This window comes from Pseudomonas mohnii (genome assembly GCF_900105115.1).
Taxonomy (GTDB): Bacteria; Pseudomonadota; Gammaproteobacteria; order Pseudomonadales; family Pseudomonadaceae; genus Aquipseudomonas; species Aquipseudomonas mohnii.
This window is the reverse complement of record NZ_FNRV01000001.1, coordinates 2740510-2755390: the sequence shown is the minus strand read 5'-3', so window position 1 is coordinate 2755390 and position 14881 is coordinate 2740510. Positions and strand designations below refer to the sequence as shown.

Here is a 14881-nt window from a genome sequence, read left to right as displayed (position 1 = left end):
TCTGCATAACGTGCAAGCGAAGATGCGGTAATTATTTAACGCAGGCTGGGTGGTTGGTTTTTATAAGCTGAAGTTCAACTTCGGTTTATAGGCTGCTTGTATGGTTGATCTATGTTTAGAACATTGCACTGATGATGGTCATAAGCGATTCATTGAAGAAAAAATTCCGGATTGGCTAACCCAGGCATCACCCGACAGACGCTTGGCTTTGCGGCAAGCGCCTGTCATCGTTCCTGAATGGTACCGAATGGTATCAGCGGCTTCACACGCAGAGTTGGCGCAGGCTGTCAAAGCCAGCTGGATATCCCAGGCCAAGCTGGACCGGGTGTTTGAGTCGTTGGCCGATGCCCGTCGGTTTGCCGAGCCCTTGCTGCGCCAGGCGCTGAAGAATCGTTTTGGCGTCGAACTCGATGTTACCCACTCATACGTGCGGCTCTATTTGCCCAAAGGCATTTTGCCGGGGTATCAAGTTAAAACCCTTTCCCTGTTAGACGCGGCCCTGCATAACTTTGAGAAGAAGGAAACCGCTGACCAGTACTTTGATAATGCATCCTGTTTTATCAGCGAACCTGATAGCCATGGCCATTTTCATGTATTGCCCATTAACGAACGAATAACGATCGGCGCCTTTGCTTCAATGTGCCGCGAACTGGATATCGGCGGTCAGTACGCATCACAATTGGAGGCGATTCTGTTACCCAGGGATTCAGTGGCCCGGGTCGGACTGGCGTTCAGGGTCAAGACCAGTCAAAAAGATGCGTTCAGGGCGGCTGTGCTCCTGGCGCGGATGAAAGGTGACATCGGCACCGATTCCCTGGCGTCGCTGCTGCGGCTGCTGGATGGCGTGGCGAGTCTGGCGTTGCGCTGCTACCAATTGCAGATCATGACGGCCCGGCTGACCGGGATCATGGTGCTGGCGGGTGATCTGGAAGGCTCATCGCGCGTGGAACCGTTGATCGTGTACGTGCCTGACGATCCGCAGCATCCGATCAAAGAGTACCCGTCGGCCCTGGCGTTCAAGACGGCATTGACGGAGCAACTGCGTTCACCGGCCTATCAACGGTTTTTTGCCCGGTTTATCGCCCATGAGCAGCGCGGTTATTTTTTTGCCGCGCTCGACCAGCACTTGAATGCCGAGACCTGGCACGCAGTACAGCCGGGTGACCCACGGCCGGCCTGGCGACGCACGCCCGTTGACAACCCCAAGTTGCGATTCCACGCGCACCCGGTTCAGGGTGATCCATGGCAATGGCTGTATCAGGACAAGCTCGACAAAATCCTCAATGACGCGCGCATCATCGCCGTGCCCACGGCCGATGAGGATCGCCAGTCGCGCTGGGCGCTGTGGGACAGCCTGGAAAACGTGGCTTCGATCGTCGTGCAGGTCGCAACCCTGGTGGCAATGCCCTTCGTGCCGTTTCTGGGTGAAGTGATGCTGGCGTATACCGCTTATCAATTGCTCGATGAAGCCTTTACCGGTGTTCTCGATTGGGCTGAAGGGCAAGTGTCCGAAGCGGCTGATCATCTGCTGGTCATCGCCGAGAACCTCGCGCAACTCGGCGCTTTCGGGGTGGTGGGGGCTGTGGCCGGAAAGGTGCTTCCCCTCAAGCCGTCGGCGTTTATCAAGGGGCTTAAACCGGTAGCACTGTCCGACGGTCGCATGCGTTTATGGAATCCCGACCTGCAACCCTACGAACAAACCGCCGCGCTGCCGACCGGCGGCATACCGGACGAGCAGGGGCTACAGCATCACGCTGGCAAAACCTTTCTGACGCTTGAGGGGCGCACTTATGCAGTGGGCGCCGAGGCTGAAGGCGGTACATATTCCATTCGCCACCCGCAGCGGGCCGACGCCTACCGACCGCGACTCGCCCACAACGGCGCCGGCGCCTGGGCCCACGAGGTCGAGCGACCGATGCAATGGCAGGGTGCGCAACTGTTCCGGCGGCTGGGGCACTCGGTTGCAGAATTTTCCGACGAGACCGCGCAACGCATATTGGCGGTCAGCGGGATCGATGAAGCGATGCTGCGGCACCTGCACGTTCACGCGCGGCGTCCACCGGCCTTGCTGGAGGATACGATTCGACGTTTCAAGGTCGATGAGCGGGTTCGGGCATTCCGTGAATACGTCGCGAGCCCGGACCCTGGCATTTACGCCAAGGCTGACGTGTCTCTGCAATTGGAGCTGCTGAAGACGCAGGAGGTGGTGTTGTCCGAGGGGCAGTTGCTTGACGGCAACGTGATTCAAACCGTTGTGACCACACTGGAAGAGGGGGCCCTGAAAAGACTCCTTGGGTTAAGCACCGCGCCAGGTGACGCGCTGCCGTCAGTGACGGTTCGTGCCTCGCTGCTGCGCAGCCGCATGGCGCAATGGGCACAAACCCGTCGCGAACAGTTGTTCGAGGCCCTTGAGGAGGCTTTCGAGTCAGGTGCGGACAGCCACACCCGGCAGATGCGCCGGATTTTTCCACGGTTGCCGCGCACGATCGCGCAGGAGTTGTGGGCCGAGTCCGGAGCCGCCGAACGCCTGCACCTGCACAACAGGCATGGCATGCCGCGGCGAATGGCTCACGAAGCGCTGTACTACCTGCGTGAATTGCGCCTGAACCGCGCCTATGAGGGACTCTACCTGGAGGCGCAATCAAGCACGGATACGGACATGCTGGCCCTGCATATGCTCGAAACGCTCGACGGCTGGTCGGCGGACATTCGCATCGAAGTGCGTGACGTCGATGTGGCGGGCGCTCTGCATGACAGCATCGGCCGCCCCGATGCGCCGATACGCAAGGTTCTGGTCAGGCAACAGGGGCGATACGAGGCCTTTGATGAGCATGGCGAGGCGCTCCATGGCCTGGATAATCTGTTCGGTGCTGTCCAGCATGCGTTGCCCCAGGCGCAGCGCGAAGCCATTGGTTTGCCTCACGTCGGGCAGGGGGGGGAGTTGGAGCAGGCCATCAGGCGTCGGCCATTGCTGCCGCGGTCCGAATTGCGAGCGTTGTTCGGGCAACCGCCTCTGGAACCCGGTACGCGCTCTCCCATGGGGCTGGCGGTTGGTCGTTCTGGTTATTTGCTGGGCGGTGGTGACAGCCTGCCCGCGGCATCCGGCGCGATTGAGCCGCGCTTGCGCAGGCTGTTTCCCACGTTGGCGGAAGAAGATTTACAGACCTTGCGAGAGACCCGCCTGGGTGCCGATCCGTTGCCAGCCCTGGCCCACCTGGAAAATGAACACCTGACACTGCTCAATGACCTGCAGATCTGGGCCGACGATGTGCCCGCCCGTCACCCTCTGACGGATGTTGCACTGTCTGCCGAAGTGAGCGCCGCGCAAAGGCGTAACCGCGCCGCTTTCATTGAGGTGGTGAAGGCCTGTTGGCGCCGGCAACTGACCCCGGAAAACCGCTTTGACACTAGCCGGTTCTTTTCAAAACTGGACGTCATTGGCGACTTGCCTGAACTGTCGGCGGATTTCAGTCATGTGTCCGAGTTTTTGCTGGTCAACAGCAGTGGTTGTCTAAGGGCGGGCCGCTTTCTTGAACGCTTCCCCAATCTTCAGTTCCTGACGATGAGGGGCGTTCGCCTGGAAGCCTTCCCTGTCGAGACCTTTCAGATGCGATCACTCATCTGCCTGACGCTCGAGAATTGCAACCTTCGTTTGACGCAGGCTACTGCAGAAGGGTTGGCTCATATGGAGAACCTTGAAGAGTTGGACCTGGACAATAATCCGTTGGGTCTCAGCCCTCAGGTGGTCCACATGAAGAAGCTTGAGCGGCTCCACTTGAAGTCCACCGGATTGAGGGAAGTGCCCGATGGACTGTTTGGGTTGGAAAAATTGGCGTTTGCCGACTTGACGTTCAATGACATTGTAGAAATGCCTGATGAGTTATTCGATGTGCCTGATACCCGCCCTGTGAATTACAACTTTACGGATAACCCCCTGAGTGCTGCGAGTCAACAACGTGTTGCCGAATATAAAAACAATTTCAGCATTGATAAGCAGATCCTGATTCAGGTGGATGACGAGTTGGTAGACGAATTTCATGATCTGGGTATCGAAACGGAATCCGATGAAAGTGGGCTGGAAACGGGTGATGAAAGTAGTGTGGATGACGACTGAACACAATCGATGTATTGATTGTTGTTGCGATTGCTGCGTGTTTTTCTGAGGGCTGTAGCCGGTCTGGTTTTAGAAATATCAAGTCAAGAAGAGCTGAGATGGTCACGCGCCAAGTGCTTAAGTTAGAGGGCGTGCGGTCTTCAGCTCTTCCGTTTCTTCGAGTGCTGAGTGTTCTCGGTGGTTATAGGGGGGAGTGGAAATAGTCTGTTAATCTTATGAATGGTCGCGATCTATCTTTCTTGTTATTTGTTTTTGGTAAGCGCGTGTAGTCAGGCAGTTGGTGAAGTTGCCAGTTGTTGGGTGCAGCATCCAATGCAGCCAAAAGGTTGCTACTAAAAAATGGCAAGGAATATGGATATGAGTGATTCGAAAGAAGTTGGTGTCGAAGTGGGTTCTGTTGCAAATGCTTTGCAAGCCCAGGCATCCGTGCAGATCGATAAAGTTACCCGGCTTGAAGTCAGATTCGAAGCGCCTGGCGTTGAGTCGAAACGGTTATATGCCAATGGCAGAATGCAAGTGAGGGTATGGGTCTTTGTAGAAGCCCAGGATGCAGATGGCAATGCTGTTTCGCTGCCATATTTTCCTGACCTGGTTTCGGCAAGGCTGATTGAATATCACACTGGCAAGCCCTTGCAGCAGGATGTCTATACCGGCAGACCGTTGCAGGGCTGGAACTCCAGCCATGTCGAGAACAAGTATTCCCACGAGGTGCCGGGATGGGGGCTGTCGTCCTTGGTCAGCGATCGTCTTTCCGCATTTCGACAGGCACCTCTGGTGTTTTGGGTGTCGTCCTCTGTGGTCGGACAGACACAAGTCGCGGTAGAGGTGACGCTGCAAGGGAAAGTTTACAGAAGTAACAATACAACTAACCCAGGTGGCACAAAAATAAACAATAGTGTCGTTCTTCATGCTGAGAAAAAGGCGACTTATGCCGTTGAACAATTTCGCTGGGAGTCGGAGCAGCTCAAGGTTGGTGATGCATTTAACAGTTTTAGCTTATACCATCTGGGGCTCTATCTTGGTTCGAGACAGGTTGAACTGTTCTCTTGGGAAAGTACCAGGTACAACCCGGATGACAGATACCCAATAGAGTTTTGTCGGGTGCGCCCGAATAGTCTCGCGTGGGCGATCAAGTATTTCACTGGTGTTTTACCTTCTGCTACTCAGAAAAGTGTTCGAGTCAATTTGCCCGGCGGGCAATACGATATCGAAGTGCATAAACGTTCTGGGGAGCTCTCGTTGGTTAATGGTTTTTCGTCAAGACTTGGCGGTAATTTTCAGACTCGAAATGAGGTGTTTCCGTTTACCGTTATTGATGAATACGGTAATGATCATGCCCTGTCGATCGAAATAGACGAGCATAATCTCAAGTTTAATCTGCGCAGGGGTTGATACTCGCTTGGCGCCTGAATTTTTTCGGAAGTTTGGCGCCAGTCTCGTCTCTATGAAAGAGACTGGGATTCATGCTGATGGGAACGTCAAATGACTACAAGTAATTCAAGAAATATTTATTCGAATGCTTTTAATTTTCATGATTTTATTTCCGGGGGGGTCGACCCACGTACGGGAATTTATACCTGCTCCATAACGATGGGTGAAATCAAGTCCGGTGGGTTAAATGGCCCCTCCTTGCCGATCAACCTGTATTTCAATCCGCTCAATGGCGCTGATATCGGTTTGGGGGTGGGATGGTCGCTGGCATTGACCCGCTATGACTCGGCGGCGCAGACGCTAACGCTGTCCAGTGGCGAAAGTTATAAGGCCAGGACATTGGCCACACGCTTGGCCTTCGATGAACTGAAGCTGGAAACCATCAAGGCCAGTCGTCCCGCACCCAATCGCTACGACATTGTGCATAAGAACGGCCTGCGTGAAGAACTCGAAGTCTACGGTGCGAGTGACATAGCGGTTCCAAAGCGGATTGTCGCGCCAAATGGCGGCAGCATCACGCTCGATTACACCGCTATAAACGATCAGCCAATACTCAGGGAGGCGAGGGACGATCAGCGTATTTTGCTGAGTGTTTCGCGCACCCCTGGTGCAGTTCGCCTTGTTCAATACCCCGGCACCCCCTGTGAGGCGCGCTTTGTTCTGTCGCTCGTCAATGACCGGGTTGTATCCATTGATTTGCCGACCGGTGATGCGTGGATCCTGACGTACGAGGATATCGAAGGTCGAAGTTATCTGAAGCAAGTCGACTCGCCGCTGGGTGCACGCGAGTTCATTGGTTATCAGCAGCAGGGGCATCGGTTTCCGCGCGGAGCTCCCCTGCGATCCATTCCCTATGTCAACTCGCATACGGTGTTCCCTCGGCATAATCAGCCGGCGATAACCACCAATTACGAGTTTTCCGACAACAATTTTCTGGGCTTCGACGCCGAGGGCATCAAGTGGACGGAGGAAGGAGATAATCTTTATCAGGCTTCAGACGACTATTCCTATACTTCGACCGAGCGCTTGATGCTGGATGGGAAGGTTCATCGCTCTACTGTCCGTACCTACAACAAATATCATCTGCAGGTCTCGGAGGTGGCGAATTGCAAGAAGGTGGCTACCTCGCAACGGATTGAGTATCACCTTGATCCGCGCAGAGATTTTTCAGAGCAACCAGCACAGTTCAGGTTGCCAAGAATTCAGACCCTGCGTTACCACGACCGCGAGACGAACACATCGCGGGACGAGGTTCTGCGTACCGAATTCGATGCTTTTGGCAACTTGCTCAAACAGGTCGAACCGAGTGGCGTGACCACGGTTTGTGAGTTCTACCCGGCGGCGGGCGCCGATGGCTGTCCGGCGGACCCTTTGGGTTTCGTGCGGTTCGAGAAACAGCGAACAGTCTTTCCAGCACCTGGATTCGCTGCGGCCGAGACCACCACCACACGTTATCGTTATCAGCTACAGCGTGGGGTGAACGGCGCATCAGTGCAGAACATCGTCCGCGTGCACGAGCAATTTCTTGAACGGGTACAGGGCAGCGAGACGCTCTGCTCTCAAACTGACCTGGTTTACATCGATCGCCCCACCGATCCCCTGGTTCACGGTCTGCTGGAAAAGCAAACCATCACCTGTAATGGCCAATCGACCCAATCTGAATTCCAGTACAGCCATGGTGGCACGACCCGCACGCTGCAAACCACGCTGATAGGATTTGATGGCACCCGCAAAACGGTCACCACCGCCTATTCGGCCCTCAATGGGGTGAAATCATCCGAGCGCAACGAGGATGAAGGGACCGTTGTCTTCGAGTACGACGCTCTTGGCCGAGTGGTGACGGAGACCGTGGCGCCTGACACCGCATATACCGCCAGGCGCCGCAATATCTATCAGCCTGCGGTTGGCAATAGCACGCCGGCGACGATTGTCAGCACTGACGTAAACGGCCAGCAGCAGCGCGTCACTTTTGACGGTCTCGGGCGTACGATTCGTATCGAGGAGCAAGACAGCGACCACCAGGCCGATGGGCCGCTACGCCTGGTTTACTCGGCGCAATACGACGCGGCGGGCCAGCTCATCGAAGAAACCGGCACTGACTGGTTGCAGGGCGCTCCCCTGGCGATAAAAACCGCCTTCATCTTTGATGATTGGGGGCAGGTAAAAACCACACTCCATGGTGACGGTCGAAAAGAGCACGTGGAATTCGATCCAGTGACCCTTCGCAAAGAGCAGTGGCAGGAAGGCATGGGCAAGACCGTCACGCTCTACCAGGGTTTCGGCAAACCCGAAAGTGTCGAGGTGTTCGACCTGAAGGGAAGGAGTCTGGGCAAGACCCTTCACGAATATGATGGCCTGGGAAGGGCTGTCAGTCGAACCGATCCGGTGGGGAATACAACGCGTTATCAGTACGACGTATTCAATCGACTCCGGCGCAGTGTATTGCCCGATGGCCATGCTGTGGAAACCGAGTATGCACTCCATAGTCCCGGACAAATGCCCGTCGAGGTCAAAGTCGCGGGCCGTAGTCTGGGTCAGCAGGCCTTTGATGGGGTCGGACGGCTGATCCAGAGCAACGTCGGCGGTCGAGTGACCAGGGTGGGGTTCGAGTCGGGCTTCAGCAAGCCCGCCTGGGAGCAGGCACCAGGCGGTGAAAGGATCGAATACCAGTACGAACGCAACCTGGGCGGGCAAGTGATTCAACGCAGTGCCAATGGATCAGTGGCCAGGTATGCCTACCATCCGACGCTCGGCCTGCCGACGATGTGTATGGAACAAGGACGCGAGACCCGTTTCGAGTATTACCCTTCCGGGCGACTCAAGCGTGAGCTGTCCATCGTGGGAGAAAAGCAGGACAAGGCTCTCTATAGCTATTCCTTGGGGGGGCGTCCCCTCACGTGCACCGATGTGCTCGGTCACCGACACACGACGGATTACGATGAATGGGGGCGTCCAAAATCGTTTGAACAACATGCACTCAAAGCCGCATTTGCCTACAACGCGTTGGGCCAATTGACTGAGGTCGACGCCCAAGACATGAAGGGGGAAAGTTCGCTGGTCACCCGACTGGCTTACGATGATCTGGGGCGCGAAATCTCACGCCGTTTCGAGGCCAGCGGATCAGGCAGCCAAACCCTGACTTCAAGTTACACACCGACCAGCAAGTTGGCGCAGCGCACATTGAAAAGCGGCGATGACGTCATACGTGACGAGCGCTTCACGTACGACTCGCGGGGGCGCCTGAACCATTACAGCAGTCGTGGCACGCACCGACCGCGCGACCCATATGGCAAAGAGATCATCAAGCAAACCTACGTGTTTGATGCGATGGACAACATCGTCTCCCTGGAAACCGAATTTCCCGGCGGTAAAAACCTGGCTTCCTTCGATTACAGTGCCAGCGATCCTACTCAATTGATCGGCATCCGGCACAGCCACAAGGATTATCCGGCGCCGGTCGTGCTGGAGTATGACGCCAACGGTCAGTTGATCAGGGACGAACAGGCCCGCAGGCTGACTTACGATGCGCTAGGGCGCCTGACTCAAGTGGCCAGCGCCGTCGGGGACGTGGTGCGCGGCTATCACTACGACGCGCAGGATCGGTTGGTCGAACTGTCGCAGCCGGTCGACCCGCCGACCCAGCGATATTACCGCGAAGGCCGCGTGCTGAACGAAGTGTGCGGCCGGGACCAGAGCACCTGCTTGCGCAATGCCGGCATTTTATTGGGGCAGAACCGGCAAGGGCAGGGCGCCGGCACCAGGTTGTTGGGTGCCGACCAGCAGCAGAGTGTGTTGAGCGAAGTCACTGGGTCGCGGCGCCAGGATTTTGCCTACAGCCCATATGGACATCGTCTGGCAGAGGGCGGCCTGTTCAGCGTGCTGGGTTTCAGTGGCGAAGCGCTCGATCCTTCGACAGGCTTGTACTTGCTGGGCAATGGCTACCGTGCCTATAGCCCTGTGCTTATGCGCTTTGTCAGCCCGGACAGCATGAGCCCGTTCGGCGCCGGCGGATTGAACCCCTACGCCTACTGCGGCGGCGACCCCATCAATCGGGTGGACCCGACAGGGCATTTCTGGAAAGCCTTATTGGGGATAGCAATGTCTATTGCCGGCCTTGCCCTGAGTGTCGTGACAATGGGCGCAGCCACGCCACTGGCGGTTATTGGCCTGACGCTGGCGGCGGCATCTACAACGTTGGGGATTGCCGGCATCATTGTCGACGAAGTGGCGCCGCAGTCAGGCATCGGAGAGATTTTGGGCTGGGCCAGCCTAGCCACTGGTGTGCTGTCGGCAGGGGCCGGTTTGGGCGCCTTGGGCAAAAGTGCCACGCAATGGGGGGGTAAATTGGCTAATGCCTTCAAGCCCGGGTTGAGTGGAAAACCCGCGGATGCAGCGAGGGCCATGGCCAGGGGAATGGGACAGGGAACTTCAAGGTCGGCTCGGGCCGCGACAGCCGGTATGGATGACGCTTTCAGAGGGAACGGCCCCTGGAAAATCAAGCTGGCCAAGCCCGACAAGATCATCAAGCAACTGGGCAAATCCCAACAGGGCGAGTACGACAAGTTCAAGAACGCCATTTATCACGGGGGAGTCGACCCTTCCGAGGCCGCGCGAAACATGGATAACCCTTATCCAAAAATGCTGCAAAGCGTCTCCAAGGCTGGTCGAGACGCCCAAGGCAACGCAACCAACAAAGTCAACATGTGGGAGGTGCGGATCGGAGGGAAAGATCGTGTCACGTATCTGGTGGATGATACTGATCGGTTAGTCACCATTCTGGAAGTGGGAGGGCATACCTGACCCGGCACTCCGGCTAAGCCTGTCGGGCCGAGTGTTGACGCAGTGCCCACTCCACATGCTCTCTGACCAGTTCCGACGGGTATTCCCGCCGCGCCTTCAACGCTTCCAGCACCGGAATCGTTGAAGGCGCATTGCCCAGGCCCACCGCCAGGTTACGCAACCAGTTTTCATAACCCGTGCGGCGCAACGGCGAGCCTTCGGTGCTGTTGAGGAATTTATCCTCGTCCCACATAAACAGGTTGGCCAGCTCGGCGTTGTCCAGATTGTGCCTAGGCTTGAAGTCGCTTTCACCGGACGGCCGGGCGAAGCGGTTCCACGGACAGACGATCTGGCAGTCATCGCAACCGAACACTCGATTGCCGATCAGTGGTCGCAAGTCTTCGGGGATCGCGCCTTTGAGTTCAATGGTCAGGTAGGAAATGCAGCGCCGGGCGTCCAGCACATAGGGGCCGACGAAGGCGTTGGTTGGACAAATATCGAGGCAGGCACTGCATCGGCCACAGTGCTCGGTGGCGTGGGGCGGGTCCACCGGCAACGGCAAATCGACAAACAGCTCGGCCAGGAAGAAATAACTGCCGGCCTTGCGATTCAAAACCAGCGTGTTCTTGCCGATCCAGCCCAGGCCGGCCTGTTCGGCGATGGCTTTTTCCAGGACAGGCGCACTGTCGACAAAGGCGCGATAGCCGAACGGGCCGATTTCAGCTTGAATCTTTTCCGCCAGTTGTTGCACGCGTTTACGGATCAATTTGTGGTAATCGCGGCCCAAGGCATAACGTGAGACGTAGGCTTTTTCCGGCTGGGCGAGCATTTGCGCCATTTGCGTGTCGCCCGCCAGGTAGTCCATGCGCAGGGAAACGACTCTCAATGTGCCCGGCACCAGTTCTTCCGGGTGCGAGCGTTTGCTGCCGTGGGCGCCCATGTAGTCCATTTCGCCGTGGTAGCCGGCGTCGAGCCAGCGCTCCAGGTGCTGCTCATGCTCGCCCAGGTCGAGACCGCTGATGCCGACTTGCTGAAAGCCCAGCTCGCGGCCCCAGTCCTTGATGGATTGGGCGAGAGTGGGCAGGTCTGGAGTAATAGCGGGCATGAGGCGAGAGAAACCGGAGCTGAGGTGCGTATAATTCTGCCAGACATCGGAGCCTGAAGACGCATGCCGCACACTAAAGATGATTTACCCGACGCGCTGTACAGCGCCGCACAGGTCCGGGGACTTGATGCGAGCCTGATCGCGGCCGGAACAAAGGGCTTCGAATTGATGCAGCGTGCGGCTCGGGCAACCTGGCGAGCGCTGGTTCGTCAGTGGCCATCGGCGACCGAATTGAGCGTGTTGGCAGGGCAAGGCAACAATGCCGGTGATGGCTATCTGGTGGCGGTGCTGGCCCGGCGCGCCGGATGGACGGTGCGGGTATTGGCGGTAGGCGATCCGCAAAGGTTGCAAGGCGATGCTGGCCTGGCACATGCCGAGGCCGTGTCTGAAAAGGTCTCTATTGAGGCGTGGCGCGAGCAGTCGCAATTGCGCGGTGTCGTGCTCGACGCCTTGCTCGGCACGGGTCTGAGCGGTGACGTGCGCGACCCGTATGCCAGTGCCATTGCTGCGATCAATGCCAGCGGTCTGCCGGTGGCGGCGGTGGATATCCCTTCCGGTCTGAGCGCCGATACCGGGCGCATCCTCGCTCACGCGGTCCGGGCGGACCTGACCGTGACGTTCATCGGTTTGAAAGTGGGTTTGTTCACCGGTGACGCGGCGGATGTGGTGGGCGAACTGGTGTTCAACGACTTGCACGCCGATCCGCAGTTACTTGAAAGCGCGCCGGTCAGCGCCCGTCGTCTGACGGCTGGCAAGCTGCCGTGTCTGGCTGCGCGTCAGCCTGCTTCCCATAAAGGCAAATTCGGCCATGTGCTGCTGATCGGCGGCGATCGCGGTTTCGGTGGTGCGATCCTGCTGAGTGCGCAAAGTGCGCTGCGCAGCGGTGCCGGCATGGTGTCGGTGGCCACTCGCAGCGAACACGTGCCTGCCGCATTGGCCAGGATCCCCGAGGCGATGGTGGTGGGCGCTTCGTCAGCCAATCAACTGATGGGATTGCTTCAAAAGGTTTCCGTGTTGGTGGTTGGCCCAGGCTTGGGCCAGGCGGCTTGGGGGCGCAGTCTATTGTCGGCTGCCGCCAACGCGCCGTTGCCGCAAGTCTGGGACGCCGACGCGCTGAACATGCTGGCTGAGGAGCGGGTGAGGTTGCCCAGGGATTGTGTGATTACCCCGCATCCGGGCGAAGCGGCTCGCTTGTTAGGCATCAGCACGGCGCAAGTTCAGGCGGATCGGCCCGCCGCGGCCCATGCGCTGAGCAAAAAATATACAGCGGTCGTGGTGCTCAAAGGCGCCGGCAGTTTGATCGCCAGTCCGGACGGGCGGCTGGCAGTGTGTCACCAGGGGCATCCGGCGATGGCCACCGCCGGGTTGGGTGATGTGCTGGCGGGTTTGGTCGGCGCGTTGCTGGCCCAAGGCATGGAGGCATTCGACGCCGCGTGCCTGGCGGTCTGGCTGCATGCCAATGCCGGTGAGCAACAAGGTAAATTCGGCCGTGGGCTGGCGGCCAGTGATCTGATTCCAGCCATTCGTCAGTTGTTGGAGGAGCAAGCACCGTGTCTGAAGTAACCCTGTACCTGGCTGATGAAGCGGCGATGACTGAATTGGGTACACGCATCGCCCAAACCACGAAAGGGCACGGTCTGATCTTTCTCGAGGGAGATCTGGGGGCGGGGAAAACCACGCTGTCCCGGGGCATCATCCGTGGCCTGGGGCATGTCGGGGCGGTAAAAAGTCCGACCTTCACTTTGGTTGAGCCCTACGAGATCGGCGATATTCGTGCCTTTCATTTCGATCTGTATCGCCTGGTCGATCCGGAAGAGCTGGAGTACCTCGGCATCCGCGACTATTTCGAAGATGACGCGCTGTGCCTGATCGAATGGCCTGACAAGGGTGCAGGCTTTTTGCCAAAGCCCGACCTGACCATTACCATTAGCCCGCATGACAGCGGGCGTTCGCTGAAAATTTTGCCTCAAGGCTCGCGTGGCGAGTCCTGGTGTGCCGCTTTGGCATTGGAATCCAAATAAATGATGGGGTTAGGTATGCGCTTTCGCGCGTTGGTTGCTGCCGTTGGGGTGTTGTTTTTGGCGGTAACCGTCGACGCTGTGGCCGACACGAAGGTCAACAGTGTTCGCCTGTGGCGGGCGCCGGACAACACGCGACTGGTGTTTGATCTGACGGGCCCGGTGCAGCACAGTGTCTTTACCCTGACATCCCCGGATCGCCTGGTCATCGACATCAATGGCGCGACCCTGGGTTCGCCGTTGAGCGTCAACACCTCGAATACCCCGATCACCGCCATGCGCTCGGCCCAACGCACGCCGACCGACCTGCGGGTGGTCATCGACCTGAAAAAGGCTGTCACCCCGAAAAGTTTCTCCCTGGCACCGAGCGCGCAGTATGGCAATCGGTTGGTGGTCGATCTGTTCGACAATCCGTCCGACGCCGCGCCACCTCCAGCGCCGACGCCTTCGGTCGCGACCGTGCCGGCAGTGCCGGTTACTCCTGCGGAACCTGCAATCAAGCTGCCGCCAGCGCCGGCCGGCAAGCGCGACATCATTGTCGTGATCGACGCCGGCCACGGCGGCGAAGACCCGGGTGCTTCGGGCTCTCGCGGTCAGCGCGAAAAAGACGTGGTGCTGGCCATCGCCCGCGAACTGCAACGCCAGGTGAGCGGCATGAAAGGCTTCCGTGCCGAACTGACCCGTACCGGTGACTACTTCATTCCCTTGCGCGGCCGTACCGAAATCGCCCGCAAGAAGGGCGCCGACCTGTTCGTTTCGATCCACGCCGATGCCGCGCCTTCAGCTGCCGCATTCGGGGCCTCGGTGTTCGCCCTGTCTGATCGCGGCGCCACGTCGGAGACTGCGCGCTGGCTGGCCGACAGTGAAAACCGTTCCGACTTGATCGGTGGTGCCGGCAACGTCAGCCTCGACGACAAGGACCGCATGCTCGCAGGCGTGTTGCTCGACTTGTCGATGACGGCGTCGCTGACCTCCAGCCTGAACGTCGGTCAGAAAGTCCTGACCAACATCGGCCGGGTCACGCCGTTGCACAAACAGCGGGTGGAGCAGGCCGGGTTCATGGTGCTGAAGTCGCCGGATATTCCGTCGATTCTGGTGGAAACCGGGTTCATCTCCAACGCCAATGAAGCCTCGAAACTCGCGGCGTCGAGCCATCAGCAGGCGTTGGCGCGCTCTATCAGCAGTGGCGTGCGTCAGTTCTTCCAGCAAAACCCGCCACCTGGCACCTACATCGCCTGGTTGCGTGACTCGGGCAAAATCGCCCAGGGCCCGCGTGACCACCGGGTGAGCCCGGGCGAGACGCTGGCGATGATCGCCGTGCGTTACCAGGTGTCGCCGGCCACGCTGCGCAGTGCCAATAACCTGTCGAGCGACGAACTCAAGATTGGTCAGCACCTGACCATTCCCGGCACTGAACTGGCGGCCAAAGAATGA

General features: G+C 58.1%; 7 protein-coding genes. 6 read left to right on the top strand and 1 reads right to left on the bottom strand.

Translation table 11 applies throughout. From position 1 onward, the window contains the following. Window positions 1–325 precede the first annotated feature (325 nt). From BLV61_RS12775 to BLV61_RS12765, 3 genes are all read left to right on the top strand, one after another. Window positions 326–4114 carry a dermonecrotic toxin domain-containing protein gene (locus BLV61_RS12775; RefSeq protein ID WP_244159871.1) on the top strand — a complete coding sequence of 1263 codons (3789 nt, stop codon included), beginning with the start codon at window positions 326–328 and terminating at the stop codon, window positions 4112–4114. Between the two features lie 357 nt (window positions 4115–4471). Then, entirely contained in the window at window positions 4472–5506 is a 1035-nt protein-coding gene (locus BLV61_RS12770; protein WP_244159869.1) for a hypothetical protein, read from the top strand. Between the two features lie 90 nt (window positions 5507–5596). Next, window positions 5597–10345, top strand: coding sequence for an RHS repeat-associated core domain-containing protein (locus BLV61_RS12765; RefSeq protein WP_090465450.1), 4749 nt, complete (start codon window positions 5597–5599; stop codon window positions 10343–10345). Between the two features lie 13 nt (window positions 10346–10358). Here BLV61_RS12765 and queG read toward each other — a convergent pair whose 3' ends face one another. Next, window positions 10359–11429, bottom strand: coding sequence for a tRNA epoxyqueuosine(34) reductase QueG (gene queG / locus BLV61_RS12760; RefSeq protein WP_090465447.1), 1071 nt, complete (start codon window positions 11427–11429; stop codon window positions 10359–10361). 63 nt (window positions 11430–11492) lie between these two features. Here queG and BLV61_RS12755 point away from each other — a divergent pair, with 63 nt between their 5' ends. Genes BLV61_RS12755 through BLV61_RS12745 form a run of 3 tightly spaced genes read left to right on the top strand, consistent with a single transcriptional unit; the run spans window position 11493 to window position 14881 of the window. Then, window positions 11493–12992 carry an NAD(P)H-hydrate dehydratase gene (locus tag BLV61_RS12755; RefSeq protein ID WP_090465444.1) on the top strand — a complete coding sequence of 500 codons (1500 nt, stop codon included), beginning with the start codon at window positions 11493–11495 and terminating at the stop codon, window positions 12990–12992. Next, entirely contained in the window at window positions 12980–13450 is a 471-nt protein-coding gene (tsaE, locus tag BLV61_RS12750; protein ID WP_090465440.1) for a tRNA (adenosine(37)-N6)-threonylcarbamoyltransferase complex ATPase subunit type 1 TsaE, read from the top strand. The genes BLV61_RS12755 and tsaE overlap by 13 nt, the downstream gene beginning before the upstream one ends. Beyond that, window positions 13451–14881 (top strand): N-acetylmuramoyl-L-alanine amidase, encoded by a 1431-nt coding sequence (locus BLV61_RS12745; protein WP_047536714.1) that lies wholly within the window; start codon window positions 13451–13453, stop codon window positions 14879–14881.